Below are 19245 nucleotides of genomic sequence, written 5' to 3'. Positions count from 1 at the left end.
AGGATCAATGGTGGCGGGTCGTCATATTCCCTCCTAGTTTCGCCATATGACCCAACGCCACCTCACGTATCTCACCTGCACCGTGGTCGTCCTGGCTTCGGGCATGGCCGCGACGCCGTCGGCCGCCCGGCCCACCGTGCACCGGGTGCAGCCCGGCGCATCGATCCAGAAGGCCGTGGACGCCGCGAAGCCGGGGGACACCGTCGTCCTCTCGCCCGGCACCTACAAGGAGAGCGTCGACCTCACCACGTCGGACGTCACCCTGCGCGGCTCCGGTGCCCACCGCACCGTCCTGGTGCCCGACACCGTCCTGGTGCCCGGCACGGACGCGGACCGGGGCGCCTGCGCCGGGGCGGGGCACGGCATCTGCGTGACCGGCACGGACAAGATGCCCCTGCGGGGCGTCACCGTACGCTCGTTGACACTGCGGGGCTTCACCGGGAACGGGCTGTGGGCCACCGGCACCGACCGGCTGCGGGTGCAGGGCGTGACCGCGGAGAGGAACGGCAAGTGGGGCATCGCCGAGGAGCGCTCGGTGCGCAGCGTGCTCAGCCACAACGTGGTCGAGGAGAACGGCGACGCCGGACTGTTCCTGGCCGACACCACCGACACCGAGGAAGGCGCCCGGGACGCCCGCAAGACGGTGATCCGCCACAACCGCATGCTCGGCAACCGCGTCGGCGTCATCGTGCGGCGGCTGCGGAACCTGACCGTCGACCGCAACGAGGCCACCGGCAACTGCGCCGCCGTGTTCGTGGTGGGCGACGAGTCCAAGCCCGTCGCGGGCGACCTGCGGGTGACCCGCAATCACCTCCGCGCCAACAACAAGCACTGCGCCGCCACCCCGCGGCTGCCCTTCCTGCAGGGCACGGGCGTCGTCCTCACCGGAGCCGAGGGCACCCTCGTGGCGGGGAACCGGATCGAGAACAACAAGGGCACCTCCCCGCTGTCCGGCGGCATCGTGCTGTTCAAGAGCCTCATGGGCGCCGCGAACGAGCGCAGCACCGTCCGCGACAACCTGGTCACCGGCAACAGCCCGGCAGACCTGGCCGACCGGGACACCGCCACGACCAACACGTTCAGCGGCAACACCTGCACGCTCTCCGAGCCCGCCGGTCTGTGCTGAACGCCCCGCCGTGCCACCGCCCCGCCCCTCAGCACCTCACCCTCCCCCTCAACAGCACGACAGAAGAAGCGAGGCGACGGATGACGACCGTCGATCCGGCTCCCCCACCGCCCATGCGGCCGCGGGAGCTCGTTTTCGGGGCGGCCTGCGCCGCCGCCGTGCGCGCCGCCGTACGCCTGGGCGTGGCGGACGCACTCGACGACACCCCCATGGCCGTGGACGGCCTCGCGGAGGCGGTGAAGAGCCGGCCGCACCCCGTCGAGGCGGTGCACCACGGCCATGGACCTGCTGCTGCTCCTCGACGTCGGCGGCGCCGAGCACACCCGGAAGAGCATGACCGACCGGCTGACCGACGCAGGCCTGGTCATCGGCGAGGTCCAGCCGGTCAACGCCTGCCTGCACGCCTTTGAGCGCGCCGTCCCCGGCTGATCCGCACCGGCCGTACCGTCCGGCCGGCACCTTCCGTACGCAGGCCGACCCCGAGGCCGCCGGCTCCGTGACGTACACGGGACCGGCGGCCTCGGGGTTCTTCCGGGCTGTCCGCTCAGGAGCCGGCGCCGCGCTCCCAGTGGTAGAAGCACTGCGCCATGGCGTCCTTGGGGCCGCGCCAGGTCCGGGGGTCGTACGGGCTGACGTACGCCTCCAGCTGTTCGCTGATGCCGCGGAACTCGGGGTGCCCGGCCACCTTCGCGATCGCGGGCGCCGGATCCCGCTCGGACTCGATGAGGTGCAGATACAGGTCGTCGCCGAACTGGAAGAGCCGGCGCCTGTTCACCCCGATCAGGTGGGGAAGTTCACCCCGGTCGGAGGCGGCGAACACATCGGAGATCTGCGGCGCCGAACCGGGCGCCATACGGGCCACGATGAGTGCGTGGTGCATCGACGGTCCTTTCCGGATCGATCGGCGGTCAGCGGGAGGTGGCGGACGCGTGGCTCCTGCGCTCGCCGGCGGCCTGCTCGATCCGGTCCCGGATGAGCGCCAGTTGCGTACGCGAGTTGCGGTTGATGTTGTCCGTCATCCAGACGTCGTCGACCGGGGCGTCGGGCTTCATCGCGAAGTCCTGTGTCCAGCTCATCCGCACTCCGCTCGGCAGTTGCTCGTACTCCCACAGGATGTTCATGTGGGCGAAGGGACCCGTCTCGACGCGACGGGCGCGCACGGTCCGGCGGCCCCGGTCGGGGGTGCGCTCGGAGACCCAGCTCCACACCTTCCCGTTGTCGTCCGGGTGCATCGTCAGGCGGAACGTCGTGGTGTCGCCCTCGCGGGAGAGCACCTCGACCGACGCGTACTCGCTGAACAGGTTCGGCCAGTTCTCGAGGTCGTTGGTCATGTCCCAGACGAGGTCGAACGGGGCGTCGACGGTGATGCTGTTCTCGGTGTGTCCTGCCACTTTCAGGCTCCAGCCTTGAGGGTGCTGTTGACGAGGTCCAGAAACTCCCGGGGCGACTTGCAGCGCTCCGAGTCGGGGGGAAGCGAGAGGCCGTACCGGTTCTCCAGCTCGCCGACGATGCCGAGCAGGCCGAGCGAGTCGAGGCCGAAGCAGTCGAAGGGGGACCCCGCGGCCTGCTTCAGCTCCTGCGGGTCGACGGTGATGCCGGCCGCCTTCTTCATCAGGACGGCCAGTTCGTCGACGGTCACTTCGGTGGTGATCATGAGTGTCTGCTCCTTCCCCGCCCGGGCCTACCGGGCGGATTCGCCGCGGCGCACGACCAGCGCCGCGTTGGAGCCCATGAGTCCCCTGCTGAGGACGAGGGCCGTACGCAGCTCGGCGGGCCGAGCGCGCGACATCACCAGGTCGAGGTCGTGGCAGATGTCGAACACGTTGGGGGTGGGGGGCACCTGACCGTGTTCCATGGCGAGCACCGCGGCCACCGTGTCCAGCACGGGTGCCGCGCAGTGGGCCCGTCCGAAACCGGTCTTGGGCGCCGTGACGGGGACCCGCCTGCCGTGCGCGCCCAGCGCGTCGGCGATGGCCAGCGCCTCGGCGCGGTCCGCCTCCGGTACGCCCATCGCGTCGGCGAACACCACGTCGATGTCCTCCGGCGCGGCGCCCGCCTCGTCGAGGGCGCCGCGGATCGCACGGGCCAGGCCCTCCCGTGACTCCTCCCAGCGGGAGGCGCCGGTGAAGGTGGCGGCATGGCCGGCGAGGGTGGCCCGCACCGGCACGCCGCGCTCGCGGGCGCGGTTCCCGTCCTCGACGACGAGCAGCGCACCGCCCTCGGCGGGCACGAACCCGCAGGCCTTCGAGGTGAAGGGACGGTAGGCGAGGTCCGGGTCCTCGACGGTGCTGAGCTCGGGATAACCGAGCTGGCAGACCATCGAGTACGGGGCCAGCGGGGCCTCCGCGGCCCCGACGACCATCGTGTCGGTGCCGCGCCGGACCGCCCCGGCGGCGTGCGCGAGGCAGTCCAGACCGCCCGCCTCGTCGCTCGCCACCACCCCGCACGGGCCCTTGAAACCGCTGCGGATGGAGATCTGGCCGGTGCTCGCGGCGTAGAACCAGGCGATGGACTGGTACGGGCCGACGAACCGGGGTCCCTGCCCCCAGAGTTTCTGCAGCTCGCGCTGCCCGAACTCACCGCCGCCGGAACCGGCCGCGGTGACCACGCCGATGGAGAACGGCTCCGCGGGATCACCGCTGCCGAGCCCGGCGTCGTCGAGAGCGAGGGCGGCCGCCGCCATCGCGAAATGGCTGAACCGGTCGGTCTGGACCAGGAACCGGTCCTCGATCAGGGCCGTCGCGTCGAAGGAGCGGACCTCACCCGCCACGCGCAGCGGCAGATGACCGCAGCCCTCACGGGTGATCCGGTCCAGCACGCCGATGCCTTCGCTGACGGACTTCCAGTAGGCGTCGGTCCGCTGTCCGTTGGGCGCGATCACACCGATGCCGGTGATGGCCGCGAGGCGGGGGCGCTGAGTGCGCTGAGTGCTCATCGGGTCCTCCCACTCGGCCCGGTCAGCAGCACCGCGGACTGGAAGCCGCCGAACCCGCTGCCGACGGAGAGCACGTTCCTCAGCTTCCGGGGGCGGGCGGTGCGCGGCACGTAGTCCAGGTCGCACTCGGGGTCGGGGGTCTCGTAGTTCGCCGTCGGCGGTACGGCCTGGTGCTTCAGGGCGAGCACGCAGGCCACCACCTCGATCGCGCCGATCGCGCCCAACGAGTGCCCCACCATCGACTTGATGGAGCTCATGGGCGTGTCGTAGGCGTGGGCGCCGAGGGACCGCTTGACCGCGGCCGTCTCGTGCCGGTCGTTCTGCCGGGTGCCGGAACCGTGCGCGTTGACGTAGTCGATCAGTGTGGGGTCGAGACGGGCCTGGTCGAGCGTGCTGTCGATGGCCCGTGCCATCTCCAGGCCCTCGGTGGTCAGACCGGTCATGTGGTAGGCGTTGCCGAAGGTGGCGTACCCGCCGATCTCGCAGTGGATCTGCGCCCCGCGGGCCCGCGCGTGCTCGTACTCCTCGAGGACCAGCACCGCCGCGCCCTCGCCCATCACGAAGCCGTCGCGGTGCGCGTCGAAGGGACGGGAGGCGTGCTCCGGGTCGTCGTTGTTCGGCGACGTCGCCTTGATGGCGTCGAAGCACGCCATCGTGATCGGCGAGATCGGCGAGTCGGACGCCCCGGCGATGCAGACGTCGGCCCTGCCCTCGGCGATGGTGTGGAAGCCGTACCCCACCGCGTCGAGTCCCGAGGTGCAGCCGGTGGAGACGGTCTGCACCGGGCCCCGCGCGCCGAACCGCTCGGCGACGACCGAGGCGAGCGTGCTCGGCTGGAACGCCAGGTGCAGCTTCGGGTCGGCGGCCCGGTGGTCCACGTCCCAGCGCGAGCCGTGCTCGCTGACCTGGACGTAGTCGTGCTCCAGCCGGGTGGTGCCGCCGACCGCGCTGCCCAGCGACACCGCGGTGCGCCAGCCGCCGTCGTTCCCCGGGTCGAGCCCGGCGTCGCGGACCGCCTCGCCGGCGGCGACCGCGGCGAACTGGATGTACCGGTCGGCGTGCTGGCACAGGTCCGGGTCGAGACCGTGGTCGAACGGGTCGAAATCGCACTCGGCGGCGATCCGCGAGCGCAGCCCGCTCGGGTCGAACAGGGTGATGCCGCGGGTCGCGGTGCGGCCGGCGGACAGAAGGTCCCAGAACGCCGTCACCCCGGTGCCGCCCGGAGCGACCACTCCGATACCGGTGACGGCCACCCGGCGGGTCACTTTATGGCCTCACTGGGTCCGGCCGGCCGGCCCGGTCCGGTCCCGGATGCGACCGGACCGCCCACGGTCAGCTGAGGGCCGGCCTCGGAGCCGGCGTTCTCCTCGGTGTCGACGTGCCCGAGGCTCGGGTGCGGGGCGAGCGGGCCCAGGTGGAAGACCATGCGGGCCTCGGCGTCGGAGACGTTGCGGAAGCGGTGCCGCATGTCGATCGGGATCATCAGACCCTGCTCGGCCCGCAGCGCGAACGGCTCCCCGTCCAGGTCGACTTCGAGCGCGCCGCTGACGACGTACACGAACTCCTCGGAGTACGGGTGGTAGTGCTCGCCGATGCGCTCACCGGGCTGGATGACGGCCAGACCCATGAAGCCGCTGGTGGAACCCACCGTGGCCGGGGTGAGGAGGGTCCTGAGATCGCCTCCGCGCCTTCTGTTGGGTTCCGTCTCGCTCAGGTCCACGATGCGTGGATGCTGCTTGGACATGGTTGGTACCTCCGGGTGGGACGGTGACGTCCGGGCTGCGCGGCCGCGGACGTCACCACGGTTTGCCGTCAGGAATCCACCGTGCCGCGGTCGGTGACGGGCAGCATGTCGGCGTGCGACAGCAGCCGGTTGAGGTTGCGCTCCGAGTTCAGCGGGACGTCGACACCGACCGCCGCGCCGTCGAGGAGCCGCTCCAGTTCCGCCGCCTTCCCCGCGCCCTTGACACCCAGGGCCCATTCGGGGTCGGCGTCGAGGGCGCCCGTGACGTCGACCATGCGGACCACGATGTCGTCGCGCTGGAAGACGGTGCTCGTGAAGATGCGGCTGTCCGGGTCGCCGACCGCTGCCTCGTCCTGATGGGAGAGGAACCGGGCCAGCTCGATGCCCTGTCCCTCGACGGCCGGGTAGTACAGCGCGTGCCGCCGCAGACCGGCGGGTTCGGGGCCGTCCGCGCGGACGTGGTGCACGGAGGGGAGCGCGGCCCGGGTGAAGAACACCCGCGCCGAGCCGGGGTCGGACAGATCCCGCTCCTGCTCCAGGTGGGGGTCTATGGCCGTTTCGATCGCCCGGATCTCGGGCTGGTCGGCCACGTGGCGCAGGGCCGCGGCCAGGTCGCCCGCGACCTCCATGCACCGCACCACGCGGTTGCCGTGCATGAACACGGAGGTGCGGCGCAGCCTCCGGTCCACTTCCAGCAGGGCCTCGGGGGACGTGTACCCGGCAAGGTGCTCCGCGACCTTGGACTCGCTGCCCGGCTTGACGGTGAAAGTGAGCGCGTGGCGGGCCACTCCGTCGCCCACGCGGACCTGCGCCTGCAGACCGGACCGCTTCTTCGCCCCGGGGCGCGGCTCCGTCTCGCGCAGGACGCTGTAGCGCATGGAGCGGGTGTCGCGGACGCAGCTGTGCATCGGGCGGACGATCTCGATGTGCTCCTCGCTGTTCACCCAGGCGAGGAAGGGAAGCGCGCTCTCCCACTCGCTGGTGATGAGCCACTGCGAGGGGTTCTCGATCGACTGGCAGAGCTGGTCCTGGATGTGCCCGGGAATGGACGCGACCTTGCTGCTCATGTGCTCGTAAGCCTCGAGGAACTGCTCCTGCGCCCCGTCGTACAGGTCGAGCAGCAGGATCACCCGCAGTCTGGAGCCGTCGAACGCCGAATGCGCTATGCGTCCCGCCGTGGGTCCCGTCGTGCGTTCCGTCGTGGTCATCCGGCGCACCTCTCCTCTTTTTCACGAAAGGCTCTTCAGTGGAGGTCGGGAGCAGCCCGTCGCCGAAACGGCCGGGCTGGCCCTGAACCGATCGTCGACGCGCCCCGCGAGGTGCGCGAGACACACGGGGCAGGTGGGTGAACCCCGCGTCAACCGGGTGCCACCGGGACGCGAAGCGGCCCGTACCGGGCATGAATGCGGCGTCCTTTCCCCGCCCGTCCAGGGCGACGATGGAGGCAGTTCAATGAACCGATCGCAAGAGGCCGGCGAGACCGGTCACCGCACGCCCGTCCTCATCGTGGGCGGCTCCCTCGTGGGCCTGTCGATGTCCGTGTTCCTGGGGCGTCTGGGCGTGCCGCACACGCTCGTCGAACGTCACCCGGGCACGTCGATCCACCCGCGCGGGCGCGGCAACAACGTGCGCACCATGGAGCTGTTCCGGGTGGCCGGAGTGGAACAGCAGATCAAGGAGGTCGCGTCGGTCCTGGCGGACAACCACGGCATCATGCAGACGCCGAGTCTGGCGGACGGCGACGGCGAGTGGCTGTTCAAGGAGATCGACCCCGGGGGCGGCCTGGCCCGGTTCAGCCCCGGCGGATGGTGCCAGTGCAGCCAGAACGACCTCGAGCCGGTGCTGCTGGCCCACGCCCGCGAACTCGGCGGCGATCTGCGCTTCGCGACCGAGCTGATGTCGTTCGACCAGGACGACGACGGGGTGACGGCGCGGGTCAAGAACCGGGAGACCGGCGAGCACACCACCATCCGAGCGGACTACCTGGTCGCCGCGGACGGTCCGCGCAGCCCCGTGCGGGAGCGGCTCGGCATCGGCCAGAACGGTCCGGGGGACCTGTTCCACAACGTGAGCGTCACCTTCTTCTCACGCGATCTCGCGGGCGTCGTCGGCGACCGGCGGTTCATCGTCTGCTACCTGACGAACCCGGAGGCAGACGGGGCGCTGCTGCCCGTCGACAACACCGAGAACTGGGTGTTCCACGCCCCCTGGCACCCCGAACACGGCGAGACGCTCGAGGAGTTCACCGACGAGCGGTGCATCGCCCACATCCGGCGGGCGATCGGCGTGCCGGACCTCGACGTCAAGATCACCGGCCGGGCCGCCTGGCACGCCGCCGAGCGGGTCGCCGACAGGTACACCGACCGCCGGGTGTTCCTCGCCGGCGACTCGGCCCACGAGATGTCGCCCACCGGGGCCTTCGGCTCCAACACCGGCATCCAGGACGCGCACAACCTCGCCTGGAAGCTGGCCGCCGTCCACGGCGGCTGGGCGGGCCCCGGACTGCTGGAGTCCTACGACGCCGAGCGGCGGCCGGTCGCCGAGGCGACCAGCGCCCGCGCCTCGAACCGCTCGGTCGAGCACAGCCACCCCGGCTACACGCCCGCGGCAGGCGCCGGCACCAAGGGCCCGAAGGGCGGAATCCTCAACGTGGCGCTGGGCTACCGCTATCCGCAGGGCGCGGTCGTCGGCGGCGACCCGGCGGCGCCGATCGTCCCGGAGGACCTGCGGCTGACGGGGGAGCCGGGCACCCGGGCCCCCCACCTGTGGCTGGACCGCGACGGCGTCCGCATCTCCACCCTCGACCTGTACGAGCGGTCCCTGGTGCTGCTGACCGGCGAGTCCGGCGACGCCGCCTGGCACGCCGCCGCGGCGCAGGCGGCACAGCACCTGCGGGTGCCCCTCGACGCCTACCGGATCGGCACCGGCCCCGCCGCGGACCTGACGCCGGACGACGGCGTGGACTGGGCACAGGCCCACGGCGTCACCGGGGACGGCGCGGTCCTGGTCCGCCCCGACGGATTCGTGGCGTGGCGCTCCGAAGGGGCCGTGGCGGACCCCGCGACGGTGTTGCGGAAGGCCGTCACGGACATCCTGGCCCGCGAACGGGGCTGACGGCCGACGGTGCGCGCGGCGAGGCGGCGTCAGGCTCCTCCGACGCCGCCCTGCCGTCCCCGCTCCGCCTTGGCCTTGTGCTGTTCGAACCGCTGGACCGCGGGTCCGTCGTCGTTCCACGGCCACGGGGTCACCGTGCCCTGGAGCGCCTCGAACACATGGTTGGCGTCGACGGCCCGGCCGGCCGCGCACAGCGCGTACGCCAGGACGTTCAGGTCCGCCTGGGCCGCCGCGTGCTGGAAGAATCCCGGCTTCGCCCAGAGGGAGGCGGCCTGCTCCAGCGAGGCCGCGATCTGCCCGCCCTCCCACAGCTGACCGGCCGTCATGGCCCGGACGCCGCCCTGCGCCACCAGCCCCTGGTACTGCCGGACGGCCGCGGTCAGCTCGATCGCGGCGCACGGCGCGTTGGCCGGTATCCGGGCACGCACCACGTCGATGAAGTCGAGGACGGCCGCGCTCGAGCCCCCTTCCTCCGGCGACAGATGGGCGAGCATCTGCAGATAGGCCTCGCGGTGCCAGCGGTCGCGTCCGGTGGCCTCCCGCCAGATGGCGTTGACCTCGCTCTGCGGATACCGCTCGAGGCGGGCCATGCCGAGCAGGGCCACCCAGGGCAGCGGATCCGCCGGCCTCAGCTCCGCGGCCCGGTGGCACTGGGTCACCAACTGTGCCGCGTCCTCCAGGTGTCTGTCCCGCAGGCCGCGCATCAGACCGACCCAGGAGTGGAACACCAGTGCGTCGGGGTTCTTCGGCTCCCTGGTCAGCCAGGCCGAGGCCAGGTCGGACTTCGATTCGGCCGTCTCCCCGGCCAGCACGGTCACCCGATGGCTGCGCCGGTCCCAGTTGTCACCGGTTTCCTCCAGGAAGGCCGCGACGAGGGTCACCTCCGTCGACTTGACGCTTCCACCGCGTTTGCTCACCTGCCGGAGGACGCGCGCGAGGGCGACGTCGTCGAGGGCGGGAGCGAGCTGGGGACGTTTACCGGTACGACTACTGAAGAGCGCCATGCCCGCAGACTAGGAACAGTTTCGGGTCCGGCAACCGATACGACCCGATCGTTACCGATCCGCACCACAGAGTGACGTGGTTCGGGCAGCTCGACGGTGTCCAAGGCCCTGAACAGGGCCTTGGACACCGTCGAGCTGCCCGGCCGGTCAGGAAGCCGGCGCCGGGAAGGTCGGGTACTCCACCCCCGAGACGTACTGGACGACCCGGACGACCTGGCTGGAGTAGCCGAACTCGTTGTCGTACCAGAGGTACAGGATCGCGTTGTCGCCCTCGACCTTGAGGGCGCCGGCGTCGACGATCGAGGCGTGCCGCGAGCCGATGAAGTCGCTGGAGACCGCGTCGGGGGCGCTGATGAAGTCGATCTGGCGCTTCAGCGGCGAGGTGAGCGACACCTCGCGGAGGTACTCGAGCACCTCGGCGCGGTCGGCCGCGCGGCCCAGCTGGAGGTTGAGGATCGCGATGGAGACGTTCGGCACCGGGACCCGGATCGAGCTGCCGGTGATCGTCGCGTCGAGGTCGGGCAGCGCCTTGGCGACGGCGGAGGCGGCGCCCGTCTCGGTGATCACCATGTTCAGCGGCGCGGAGCGGCCGCGGCGCTCGGACTTGTGGTAGTTGTCCAGCAGGTTCTGGTCGTTGGTGAACGAGTGGACGGTCTCCACATGGCCGCGCAGCACACCGTACTCGTCCGCCATCGCCTTGAGCGGCGGGACGATCGCGTTGGTGGTGCAGGAGGCGCAGGAGATGATCTGCTCGTCCGGCTTGAGGGTGTCGTGGTTGACCCCGTGCACGATGTTGGGCACGTCGCCCTTGCCGGGCGCGGTCAGCACGACCTTGTCGACACCGGGGCGCAGGTGCTGCGAGAGGCCCTCGCGGTCGCGCCACTTGCCGGTGTTGTCGATGAGGATGGCGTTCTTGATGCCGTACGCCGTGTAGTCCAGCTGCGACGGGTCGTCGGCGTAGATCACCTTGATGGTGTTGCCGTTGGCGACGATCGCGCTGTTCGCCTCGTCCACGGTGATCGTGCCCTGGAACTGACCGTGCACGGAGTCGCGGCGCAGCAGGGAGGCGCGCTTGACGATGTCCTGCTCGCCGCCCCGGCGGACCACGATGGCGCGCAGCCGCAGGCCGTTGCCGGAGCCGGACTTCTCGATGAGCAGGCGGGCGAGGAGCCGGCCGATGCGGCCGAAGCCGTAGAGGACGACGTCGCGCGGCTCACGGCGGCCGATCTTGTGGGCGCCGGTGGCTCCGGCGACGGCCTCGGCGGTGAACTCCGCCACCGACAGTCCGCGGTCGTCGGTCCGGTAGGTCGCGGCGAGGAGACCGAGGTCGATCTGGGACGGACCGAGGTCGAGTGCGGTGAGTGCCTGGAGGAAGGGCAGGGTCTCGGTGACCGACAGCTCCTGGCCGGAGATCTGGCGGGCGAAGCGGTGGGTCTTGAGGATCGAGACCACCGACTTGTTCACCAAGGAGCGGCTGTGCAGCAGGACGGTGACGTCCCGCTCGCGGTGCAGCTTCCCGATGATCGGGATCATCGACTCCGCGATCTCCTCGCGGTGCTTCCAGCTGGTGAACGAGTCTTCATTGACAGTCACAGGATCATCTTTCGAGCTAGGTGGCGCTCATATGATAGCCATGCCGCTCAGGGAGCTCCGCCGGGGTCTCCCTTCCGCCGGCGGGAGGATTGCGGACCGCGCGATCGGGTACGCGTGCAGGACCGTGCCCGGAGCGGATTCCGGTCCGATCGGCCGATCCGCCTTCTGCCGGTCCGCCGCCCGCGGATCGCTCGTCGCGGATCGCCGATGGCCGTCGCCGATTCCGTCCGGGGCGGGTCCGTACGACCGCCGCTACGAGGGAAACCGCCATGGAGACACCCGCGCACGAGAACAATGCCCCCACGTCCGCCCAGCGGGCTCTGGACGCTCTCGCCGACAACACCCAGGACACGGCGGCGCTGGACGCCCTCGCCAACAGTGACGTACTGATCCCCGTGCCCGACGACGCGGGTGAGGAGGCCGCCGACCCCGGCGCGGTCGCGCTGCCGGTGATGGAGCAGCCGGACGGCATCCAGGTGGTGCCGGTCTTCACCTCGGAACTGGAGATGTCGGGGCTGCTGCCGTTCGTCTCCCGCTACCGCCTGGTGCCGCTCGGGGCGCTGGCCGCGCAGTGGCCGGCCGACGAGCTGTCCCTCACCATCGACGGCAGCTCGGAGCACCGCCTGACGCTGACGTCCGAGGGGGTGCGCACCCTGCTGGCCCGCCCCTAGGGCCTCTCATGCGGAGCGTGCCGGACCCGCGCGGGTCCGGCACGCTCCGCACGAAGGATCCCGGGCGTACCGCGGCCGTCCCGGGGGCGGACTACTCGCCCAGCGCGCGGGCCAGGGCCGCGCGCTGGAGCGGCAGTACCTCGGCGTGCAGGTCGCGGCCCTTGCGGGTGAGCGTGACGTAGACGCCCCGCCGGTCCTCCCTGCAGAGGCTGCGGGTGACCAGGCCGTCCTTCTCCAGCCGGGCGATGAGGCGGGACAGTGCGCTCTGGCTGAGGTGGACCCGCCCGCCCAGGTTCTGCACCCTGCACTGCTCGCCCTCCTCGGGCGACGCGGTCGCGAGCAGGTCGAGCACCTCGAAGTCGGAGGCGCCCAGGCCGTGCGGATGCAGCGCGCGGTCGATCTCCCCGAGGGTGCGCGCGTGCACCGACAGGATCTCCCGCCACCGCTCCTCGAGCCGGATGCCGACCGTCTCCGCTGCCATGAGTGAACGGTAGCATTTGTTCGAAGTTCAACTAATGGTTGGGCGGCGACGGACCGTGCGCGGGCCCCGCGTCACCCCCCGTGGCCGGTGCGCGCCCCTACGCCGACTCGCGCTTCACCAGTTCCGTCGGGAGGATCACCGTGGCCGGGTCCTCACCGCCCACTTGGGCGAGCAGGACCCGTACCATCTCGGAGCTGATGCGGTCCCACGGCTGGCGGATCGTGGTCAGGCCGGGACTGGCGGCGACGGCGGCCTGGGAATCGTCGAAGCCGCCGACCGCCACGTCCTGGGGCACCCGGCGTCCCGCGCGGTGCAGTGCCGCCAGCACGCCCTGCGCCATCAGGTCCGAGGCGACGAACACGGCGTCCATGTCCGGCGCACCGGCCAGCAGCCGCTCCGCGCCCGCCTCGCCGCTGGCCCTGCTGTAGTCGCCGGAGACGATGAGCCGCTCGTCGATCCCGAGGCCGGCCTCGGCGAGCACCTCCTTGTACCCGGCGAGACGCTCCACGCCGCCCGGGGTGTCCAGCGGCCCGGTCACCACGCCCACCCTGCGCCGGCCCAGTCCCAGCAGATGGCGCACCATGTCACGGGCGCCGTCCCGGTCGTCCGCGGCCACGTAGCTCACCTTGGAACCCAGCCCGATCGGCTTGCCGCACGCGACCAGCGGCACGCCCGCCGCCCGCAGCTCCTCGGCCACCGGATCGCCCGAGTGGCTGGAGACCAGCAGCACCCCGTCGACGTGCCCGGCGGTGATGTACCGCACGATGCGCCGCCGTTCGGCCTGCGTACCGGCGATCATCAGCAGCAGCGGAATGTCGTGCGCGGCCAGCGCCTGTGTGCAACCACGCAGCAGGACATTGAAGTTGGGATCCTCGAAGAACCGCTCCTGCGGCTCCGTCAGCAGGAAGCCCACCGAGTCGGACCGGCCGGTGATCAGCGAGCGGGCATGCCGGTTCACCACGTACCCCGTCCTGCGGATCGCGGCGTCGACCGCCTCCGCCGCGGCCGGGCTGACGTAGTGGCCGCCGTTGAGCACGCGTGAGACGGTGCCGCGCGAGACACCGGCCTCACGCGCCACGTCGTGGATCGTCGGCGGCTTTCGCCTGCCCCCCGTGTTGCTCATGGTCATGACTTTACGGCCCCGGACAGCAGATCCAGGCTCCAGAACCGCTGGACGACCAGGAAGAGCGCGACCAGCGGGAACACCGCGAGGAACGCACCGGTGACCACCAGGGTGTACAGCGCCGGAGTGTTGGCGCCCTGTTCGAGGAGCGTGTGCAGACCGAGCGTGATCGGGAACTTCTCGTCGTCGCTGAGCATGATGTACGGGAGCAGGAAGTTGTTCCAGACCGCGACGAACTGGAACAGGAAGACCGTCACCAGTCCGGGCATCATCATCGGCAGCGCGACCCGGGTGAAGATCCGCCACTCGCCCGCACCGTCCATCCGCCCGGCCTCCACCACGTCGGACGGCACCGACGCCGCGGCGTAGATCCGCGCCAGGTAGACGCCGTACGGGGAGAGGATCTGCGGCAGCAGCACGGACAGGTAGGAGTCCGTCAGGTCCGCCTGCGCCAGCAGCAGGTACTGCGGGACGGCGAGGATCACCGGCGGCATCAGCACACCCGCGAGCAGCACGTTGAACAGCGTCTCGCGGCCCCGGAAGCGGTAGACCGCCAGCGCGTAGCCGCTGACCGCCGACACGCACGTCGACAGCAGGGCGCCGAGCCCGGCGTACAGGGCGGAGTTGCCCATCCACTTCCAGTAGACGCCGTCACGGTAGGCGTTCAGGTCCGAGAGGTTCTCGGTGAAGCCGGTGCCGGGCCAGAACGTGAACGTGGAGAACAGCTCGCTGCCCGACTTGGTGGACGCGATGACCACCCAGGCGACCGGCAGCAGGCAGTACAGCGCGCCGAGCAGCAGCGTCAGGGTGGGGACCAGGGCGACGCGGCGGGGCCGCGCCGGACCCCGGCCGGTGCCCGGGGCGGTGCCGGCCACGGGCTCGGCCTTGTTCAGGGCCACGGAACTCATCGGGCGGCTCCTTGACGGTCGTCCTGCTTGGTGCGTCGGTTCGCGGCCCGCAGGAAGCCGAAGGAGAGCACCAGGGTGGCGAGCGCGATGAGGGCGGCCTGGGCGGCGGCCGAGTGGATGTCGCCGTTGCCGAAGGCGTCCTGGTACACCTTCATCAGCGGACTCCAGGTGGTGGAGACGGAGTTGGTGAGCGGCTTCAGCGTGGTCGGTTCGTTGAACACCTGGAGCGTCGCGATGATCGAGAAGAAGAAGGTCAGCACCAGCGACGGCGCGACCATCGGGATCTTGATCTTCAGCGCGATCTGCAGGGGGGTGGCGCCGTCCAGCTTCGCCGCCTCGTACACCTCGGCCGGGACGGCCCGCAGCGCGGTGTAGATGACGATCATGTTGAAGCCGGTGCCGCCCCACACCGCGATGTTCGACAGGGCGAGGAACAGCGGACCGCCGTCCAGCAGGTCCGGCTGGGGCAGGCCGAACCTGTCGAGCACGAAGTAGAACGGGCTCACGTCGGGCAGGTACAGGAAGCCCCACAGCAGCGCCGCGATCACGCCCGGAATGGCGTACGGCAGGAAGATCGCGAGCCGGGTGAAGGGCGCGAGCCGCACCCTCTCGGAGTCCAGCATCAGGGCGAACACCAGGGCGAGCCCCAGCATCACCGGCACCACGATGCAGCCGTAGCCGAGCACGCGCAGCGCGCCGTCCAGCAGCTCGCTGTCGGAGAGGGCGGCGGTGTAGTTCTCCAGGCCGGCCCAGACCTCCTTGCGGGCGCCCGCGCCCAGGCCGAGCCCGGACACCTGCACCTTGCGGAAGCTGAGCCAGATCGCGTACCCGATGGGCAGCGCGAAGAAGAGCAGGAAGAGGACCGTCGCGGGGACCAGGAAGAGGAAGGGTGCGCTTCGGGTGCGCCTCGGTGCGGAGGTGCGGGACGGGCGGGCGTACGGGGCCCCTTCGACCCCGTACGCCTTCCCGCGTGCCGGGGATGTCACGGAGCGACCTCGAAGCCCTGCTTCTTCAGGTCGGCGACCGTGTCCTGCTGCATGGTGTCCACGGCCGCGACGAAGTCGGACTTGTTCTTCGCCGCGGCACCGAAGGCGTCCTTGAACGTCGTGTACGCCACGTTGACGTTCGGGCCCCAGGCGGACGGCGCGGTGGTCTGCGCGATCTCGGCGGCCTTCCGGTAGAAGTCCGGCTGGTTGGAGAAGTACTCCGGCGGGGTGGTGAAGGCGCCGCTGAGCTGGGCCGAGGTGGAGGCGGGGTAGATACCGCTCTCCTTCGCCAGCGCGTTCAGGGCGTCGCCGTCGGTGTTCAGCCAGGCGGCGAACCGGGCGGCGGCCTCCTTGTTCCCGGAGTCCGTGGTGACGCCGGTGGAGGAGCCGCCCCAGCTGCCGGTGCGGTTCTCCTGCTCGGTCCACTGGGGGAGCGGGGCCATGGCCCACTTGCCCTTGGTGTCGGGCGCGGCGGTGTTCAGCGTGCCCGGCGCCCACACGGCGCTGACCCACGCGATCTGCTTGCCGGTGTTGAGCGCCTTGTTCCAGGCCGGGGTGTACATCGGCTGGTTGTCGATCGCGCCCTCCTTGACCAGGCCGCCCCAGAACTCGGCGACCTTCTTGGTCGCGTCGTCGGAGATGCCGACCTTCCACTGGTCGCCCGACGTGCTCCACCACTGCGCGCCGGCCTGCTGGGCCAGGCCCGCGAACAGGCCCGAGTCGTTGGCGGAGAACGTGGTCAGGTCCGTCTTGGGGGACTTCTTCTTGAGCTTGCGCGCGGTGTCCGCGAACTCGTCCCAGGTCGTCGGCACCGTCAGGCCGTACTCCTCGAACAGGTCCTCGCGGTAGTAGAACATCATCGGCCCGATGTCCTGCGGGACCGCGTACACCGCGTCGGTGCCGAGCGTGGTCTGCTGCCAGACGCCGTCCGCGAACTTGCTCCTCGCGTCGCCCACGTCCTTCGAGATGTCGGCGAGCGCGTCATTGCTGACCAGCGTGGGCAGCGCCTGGTACTCCGCCTGCACCAAGTCCGGGGCCTTGCCCGCCTTGTGCGCGGTGAGGATCTTGGTGACCAGCGTGTCGCCGGACGCCTGCTTCTTCACCGTGACCTTGATCTGCTCCTTCTTGCCGGGGCCCTCGTTCCACAGGTCCACGACCTTGTCCATGCCCGGAGCCCAGGTCCAGTACGTCAGTGAGACCGGGCCGGACCGGGCCCCGCCGCCGTCGTCCGACGACGAGCCGCACGCGGCCAGCGTGGTGGCGCCGAGCGTGACCGCCAGAGCGGAACTCACGAGGCGGCGGTGCTTCGTGTATCGCATGGAACTCTCCCCTGACCTGGGCCCCCGCCTCTCGCGAAGGCCTGCTGCCCCAGCTGCGCGCGGCTCGTACCGTGGCTCGCGCCGCTCTGTGAGCGTTCACAGTAGAGAAACATCCCGGACACTTGTCAATGGTTGTTGCTGTGCGGTTATGTTGGCTCCGTGCCGCCGAAAGTGTGTGTGCACGTTCCCAGAAGATCGACATATCGGGAGACAATCCATGCCGGAGACCACCCCCCTGGGCCTCACCGGGCTCGCCTTCGGTGGGGACTACAACCCCGAGCAGTGGCCGGAAAGCGTCTGGACCGAGGACGTCCGGCTGATGCGTGAGGCCGGCGTCACCATGGTGAGCGTCGGCATCTTCTCCTGGGCGCTGCTGGAACCCTCGCCGGGTGTCCACGACTTCGGCTGGCTCGACCGGGTCCTGGACCTGCTGCACGAGAACGGCATCCGCGCCGACCTCGGCACCCCCACCGTGGTACCGCCCGTGTGGTTCTACCGCGCCCACCCGGACGCGCTGCCGGTGACGGCGGAAGGGGTGCGCTACGAGTTCGGCTCGCGCGGCGCCATCTGCCACAGCAACCCCCATTACCGGGCCGCCGCCGCGGACATCACCACCACACTCGCCGAGCGGTACGGGAGCCATCCCGCGCTCGCGATGTGGCACGTCCACAACGAGTACGGCGTCCCCGTCTCCGCCTGCTACTGCGACGGGTGCGCCGCGCACTTCCGCCGCTGGCTCGCGCGGACCCACGGCACCGTCGAGGCCGTCAACGAGGCCTGGGGCACCGCCTTCTGGGGCCAGCGCTACGCGGACTTCGAGCAGATCAACCCGCCGCGGGTCACCCCCACGGTCGGCAATCCGGCCCAGGCGCTGGACTACCGGCGGTTCGCCGACGCCACCGTGCGGGAGAACTTCACCGCCGAGCGGGACATCCTGCACCGCCTCTCACCCGGCGTCCCGGTCACCACCAACTTCATGACGGCCCTCAGCCAGTGCGACTCCATGGACTACTGGGCCTGGGGCCGTGAGGTCGACTTCGTCACCAACGACCACTACCTGATCACCGACGGCCGCCGCACCCACGTGAACCTGGCGATGTCCGCGGACCTCACCCGGTCCGTCGCCGGCGGCGCCCCCTGGCTGCTGCTCGAGCACTCCACCTCGGGCGTCAACTGGCAGCCCCGCAACCCCGCCAAGGCGCCCGGCCAGATGGCCCGCAACTCCCTCGCGCACGTGGCCCGCGGCTCCGAGGGCGCCCTGTTCTTCCAGTGGCGCCAGTCCAGGCGCGGCGCCGAGAAGTTCCACTCGGCGATGCTCCCGCACGGCGGCACGGACACCCGTGTCTGGCGGGAAGTCGTCGAACTCGGTTCGAACGTCGACGCGTTGGCGCCCCTGCGTGGCACCCGCACCGAGGCCGACGTCGCCGTGCTGTGGGACTGGCACTCCTGGTGGGCGCAGAACCTCGACTGGCGCCCCACCGAGGACCACGACGCCCGCGAACGCGCCGACGCCTTCTACGAGGCGCTCTACGACCGCCACCTCACCGTCGACTTCGCCCACCCGGAAGCCGACCTGTCGCGCTATCCCCTGGTCGTCGTCCCCGCCCTGTACCTGATGACCGAGGCGGCGGGGAACAACCTCAAGGAGTACGTCGAGCGGGGCGGCACCCTCGTCGTCTCGTACTTCTCCGGCATCGTCGACGCACACGACGCCGTGCACGAGGGCGCCCACCCGGGGGCCCTGCGGGACGTCCTCGGCCTGACCGTGGAGGAGTTCTCGCCGCTCGACGCCGGCGCCCAGGTGCGCCTGACCGGCCCCGACGGCTCCGAACTCGGCGCCGACGTATGGTCCGAGTTCGTGGTGCCGCGCGGCGCGGAGACCGTCTGGACCTACGCCGACGGCCTCACCGCCGGCCACCCCGCCGTCACCCGCCACCGCCTCGGCGAGGGCAGCGCCTGGTACGTCTCCACCCGCCTGGGCGCCGAAGGGCTGGACACCCTGCTCGGCTGGGCCGTCGAGGACACCGGGATCACCCCGCGCGCCGATCTGCCCCGCGACGTCGAAGTGGTGCGCCGCACCGGGGAGTCCGGCACCTTCCTGTTCGTGATCAACCACACCGCCGGCGACACCAAGGTGCCGCTGGACAACCCCGGCACCGAACTGCTGACGGGTGAACGCGCCGCGGGCCGCCTGGCGGTCCCGGCCGGAGCCGTCCGGGTCGTCCGACTCGACGGCTGAGC

The 19245-nt window shown here is 71.0% G+C and carries 18 protein-coding genes and 2 pseudogenes; 6 read left to right on the top strand and 14 right to left on the bottom strand.

The window, feature by feature from the left end:
* The first annotated feature begins 46 nt into the window (after window positions 1-46).
* The 3 genes and pseudogenes from OHB56_RS06070 to OHB56_RS06060 all read left to right on the top strand — a co-directional run.
* Window positions 47-1126, top strand: coding sequence for a right-handed parallel beta-helix repeat-containing protein (locus OHB56_RS06070; RefSeq protein ID WP_326751320.1), 1080 nt, complete (start codon window positions 47-49; stop codon window positions 1124-1126).
* 80 nt (window positions 1127-1206) lie between these two features.
* Window positions 1207-1380, top strand: a pseudogene (locus tag OHB56_RS06065) (methyltransferase); the annotation flags it as partial.
* Window positions 1379-1555 (top strand): annotated as a pseudogene (locus OHB56_RS06060) (methyltransferase); the annotation flags it as partial. The pseudogenes OHB56_RS06065 and OHB56_RS06060, both read left to right, overlap by 2 nt.
* A 115-nt stretch (window positions 1556-1670) precedes the next feature.
* Here the strand turns inward: OHB56_RS06060 and OHB56_RS06055 are convergent.
* From OHB56_RS06055 to OHB56_RS06025, 7 genes are all read right to left on the bottom strand, one after another.
* On the bottom strand, window positions 1671-2006 hold the full coding sequence (locus tag OHB56_RS06055; protein WP_326751319.1) for a TcmI family type II polyketide cyclase: 336 nt from the start codon (window positions 2004-2006) through the stop codon (window positions 1671-1673).
* 28 nt (window positions 2007-2034) lie between these two features.
* Complete coding sequence (locus tag OHB56_RS06050) at window positions 2035-2517, bottom strand: SRPBCC family protein (RefSeq protein WP_326751318.1); 483 nt, start codon at window positions 2515-2517, stop codon at window positions 2035-2037.
* Window positions 2518-2519: 2 nt separating this feature from the next.
* Window positions 2520-2780: an acyl carrier protein gene (locus OHB56_RS06045; protein WP_055593900.1), complete on the bottom strand. Its 261-nt coding sequence runs from the start codon at window positions 2778-2780 to the stop codon at window positions 2520-2522.
* A gap of 27 nt (window positions 2781-2807) precedes the next feature.
* Window positions 2808-4061 carry a ketosynthase chain-length factor gene (locus OHB56_RS06040; RefSeq protein ID WP_326751317.1) on the bottom strand — a complete coding sequence of 418 codons (1254 nt, stop codon included), beginning with the start codon at window positions 4059-4061 and terminating at the stop codon, window positions 2808-2810.
* Window positions 4058-5326, bottom strand: coding sequence for a beta-ketoacyl-[acyl-carrier-protein] synthase family protein (locus tag OHB56_RS06035; protein WP_406352047.1), 1269 nt, complete (start codon window positions 5324-5326; stop codon window positions 4058-4060). The genes OHB56_RS06040 and OHB56_RS06035 overlap by 4 nt, the downstream gene beginning before the upstream one ends.
* Entirely contained in the window at window positions 5323-5805 is a 483-nt protein-coding gene (locus OHB56_RS06030) for a cupin domain-containing protein (RefSeq protein ID WP_406352045.1), read from the bottom strand. The genes OHB56_RS06035 and OHB56_RS06030 overlap by 4 nt, the downstream gene beginning before the upstream one ends.
* Before the next feature lie 68 nt (window positions 5806-5873).
* Window positions 5874-7013 carry a SchA/CurD-like domain-containing protein gene (locus OHB56_RS06025; RefSeq protein WP_326751314.1) on the bottom strand — a complete coding sequence of 380 codons (1140 nt, stop codon included), beginning with the start codon at window positions 7011-7013 and terminating at the stop codon, window positions 5874-5876.
* Between the two features lie 244 nt (window positions 7014-7257).
* Between OHB56_RS06025 and OHB56_RS06020 the strand changes: the two genes are divergently transcribed.
* A complete protein-coding gene (locus OHB56_RS06020) occupies window positions 7258-8919 on the top strand; it encodes an FAD-dependent monooxygenase (protein ID WP_326751313.1) in 1662 nt (553 codons plus the stop codon).
* A gap of 29 nt (window positions 8920-8948) precedes the next feature.
* Here the strand turns inward: OHB56_RS06020 and OHB56_RS06015 are convergent, their stop codons facing one another.
* Both OHB56_RS06015 and OHB56_RS06010 read right to left on the bottom strand, forming a co-directional pair.
* Entirely contained in the window at window positions 8949-9923 is a 975-nt protein-coding gene (locus tag OHB56_RS06015; protein ID WP_326751312.1) for a hypothetical protein, read from the bottom strand.
* A 147-nt stretch (window positions 9924-10070) separates the two neighbouring features.
* Window positions 10071-11516 carry a glyceraldehyde-3-phosphate dehydrogenase gene (locus tag OHB56_RS06010; RefSeq protein ID WP_326751311.1) on the bottom strand — a complete coding sequence of 482 codons (1446 nt, stop codon included), beginning with the start codon at window positions 11514-11516 and terminating at the stop codon, window positions 10071-10073.
* Between the two features lie 269 nt (window positions 11517-11785).
* Here OHB56_RS06010 and OHB56_RS06005 point away from each other — a divergent pair, with 269 nt between their 5' ends.
* Window positions 11786-12187, top strand: a complete 402-nt coding sequence (locus OHB56_RS06005; RefSeq protein WP_326751310.1) for an SseB family protein — start codon at window positions 11786-11788, stop codon at window positions 12185-12187.
* Between the two features lie 91 nt (window positions 12188-12278).
* Here OHB56_RS06005 and OHB56_RS06000 read toward each other — a convergent pair whose 3' ends face one another.
* The 5 genes from OHB56_RS06000 to OHB56_RS05980 all read right to left on the bottom strand — a co-directional run bounded on the left by OHB56_RS06000 (window position 12279) and on the right by OHB56_RS05980 (window position 17004).
* Window positions 12279-12668: a MarR family transcriptional regulator gene (locus OHB56_RS06000; RefSeq protein WP_326751309.1), complete on the bottom strand. Its 390-nt coding sequence runs from the start codon at window positions 12666-12668 to the stop codon at window positions 12279-12281.
* Between the two features lie 97 nt (window positions 12669-12765).
* Entirely contained in the window at window positions 12766-13797 is a 1032-nt protein-coding gene (locus tag OHB56_RS05995; RefSeq protein WP_326751308.1) for a LacI family DNA-binding transcriptional regulator, read from the bottom strand.
* Entirely contained in the window at window positions 13794-14699 is a 906-nt protein-coding gene (locus tag OHB56_RS05990) for a carbohydrate ABC transporter permease (RefSeq protein WP_326751307.1), read from the bottom strand. The genes OHB56_RS05995 and OHB56_RS05990 overlap by 4 nt, the downstream gene beginning before the upstream one ends.
* Window positions 14696-15685 carry a carbohydrate ABC transporter permease gene (locus tag OHB56_RS05985; RefSeq protein WP_406352041.1) on the bottom strand — a complete coding sequence of 330 codons (990 nt, stop codon included), beginning with the start codon at window positions 15683-15685 and terminating at the stop codon, window positions 14696-14698. Before OHB56_RS05985 ends, OHB56_RS05990 begins: the two co-directional genes overlap by 4 nt.
* The gene (locus tag OHB56_RS05980) at window positions 15682-17004 is read right to left on the bottom strand and encodes an ABC transporter substrate-binding protein (RefSeq protein ID WP_406352039.1); all 1323 of its coding nucleotides are present in this window, start codon (window positions 17002-17004) and stop codon (window positions 15682-15684) included. The genes OHB56_RS05985 and OHB56_RS05980 overlap by 4 nt, the downstream gene beginning before the upstream one ends.
* 217 nt (window positions 17005-17221) lie before the next feature.
* Between OHB56_RS05980 and OHB56_RS05975 the strand changes: the two genes are divergently transcribed.
* On the top strand, window positions 17222-19243 hold the full coding sequence (locus OHB56_RS05975) for a beta-galactosidase (RefSeq protein WP_406352037.1): 2022 nt from the start codon (window positions 17222-17224) through the stop codon (window positions 19241-19243).
* The last annotated feature ends 2 nt before the right edge of the window (window positions 19244-19245 follow it).

The organism is Streptomyces sp. NBC_01635, from assembly GCF_045209715.1.
In the GTDB taxonomy this organism is placed as follows: Bacteria; Actinomycetota; Actinomycetes; order Streptomycetales; family Streptomycetaceae; genus Streptomyces; species Streptomyces hirsutus.
This window is presented reverse-complemented; position numbering and strand designations above follow the sequence as displayed.

Excerpts from the sequence above, each read along its gene's own strand:
- OHB56_RS06070 (WP_326751320.1), top strand. The coding sequence starts at position 47 with ATGACCCAACGCCACCTCACGTATCTCACCTGCACCGTGGTCGTCCTG.
- OHB56_RS06055 (WP_326751319.1), bottom strand. The coding sequence starts at position 2,006 with ATGCACCACGCACTCATCGTGGCCCGTATGGCGCCCGGTTCGGCGCCG.
- OHB56_RS06045 (WP_055593900.1), bottom strand. The coding sequence starts at position 2,780 with ATGATCACCACCGAAGTGACCGTCGACGAACTGGCCGTCCTGATGAAG.
- OHB56_RS06040 (WP_326751317.1), bottom strand. The coding sequence starts at position 4,061 with ATGAGCACTCAGCGCACTCAGCGCCCCCGCCTCGCGGCCATCACCGGC.
- OHB56_RS06030 (WP_406352045.1), bottom strand. The coding sequence starts at position 5,805 with ATGTCCAAGCAGCATCCACGCATCGTGGACCTGAGCGAGACGGAACCC.
- OHB56_RS06025 (WP_326751314.1), bottom strand. The coding sequence starts at position 7,013 with ATGACCACGACGGAACGCACGACGGGACCCACGGCGGGACGCATAGCG.
- OHB56_RS06020 (WP_326751313.1), top strand. The coding sequence starts at position 7,258 with ATGAACCGATCGCAAGAGGCCGGCGAGACCGGTCACCGCACGCCCGTC.
- OHB56_RS06015 (WP_326751312.1), bottom strand. The coding sequence starts at position 9,923 with ATGGCGCTCTTCAGTAGTCGTACCGGTAAACGTCCCCAGCTCGCTCCC.
- OHB56_RS06005 (WP_326751310.1), top strand. The coding sequence starts at position 11,786 with ATGGAGACACCCGCGCACGAGAACAATGCCCCCACGTCCGCCCAGCGG.
- OHB56_RS06000 (WP_326751309.1), bottom strand. The coding sequence starts at position 12,668 with ATGGCAGCGGAGACGGTCGGCATCCGGCTCGAGGAGCGGTGGCGGGAG.
- OHB56_RS05995 (WP_326751308.1), bottom strand. The coding sequence starts at position 13,797 with ATGACCATGAGCAACACGGGGGGCAGGCGAAAGCCGCCGACGATCCAC.
- OHB56_RS05990 (WP_326751307.1), bottom strand. The coding sequence starts at position 14,699 with ATGAGTTCCGTGGCCCTGAACAAGGCCGAGCCCGTGGCCGGCACCGCC.
- OHB56_RS05980 (WP_406352039.1), bottom strand. The coding sequence starts at position 17,004 with ATGCGATACACGAAGCACCGCCGCCTCGTGAGTTCCGCTCTGGCGGTC.
- OHB56_RS05975 (WP_406352037.1), top strand. The coding sequence starts at position 17,222 with ATGCCGGAGACCACCCCCCTGGGCCTCACCGGGCTCGCCTTCGGTGGG.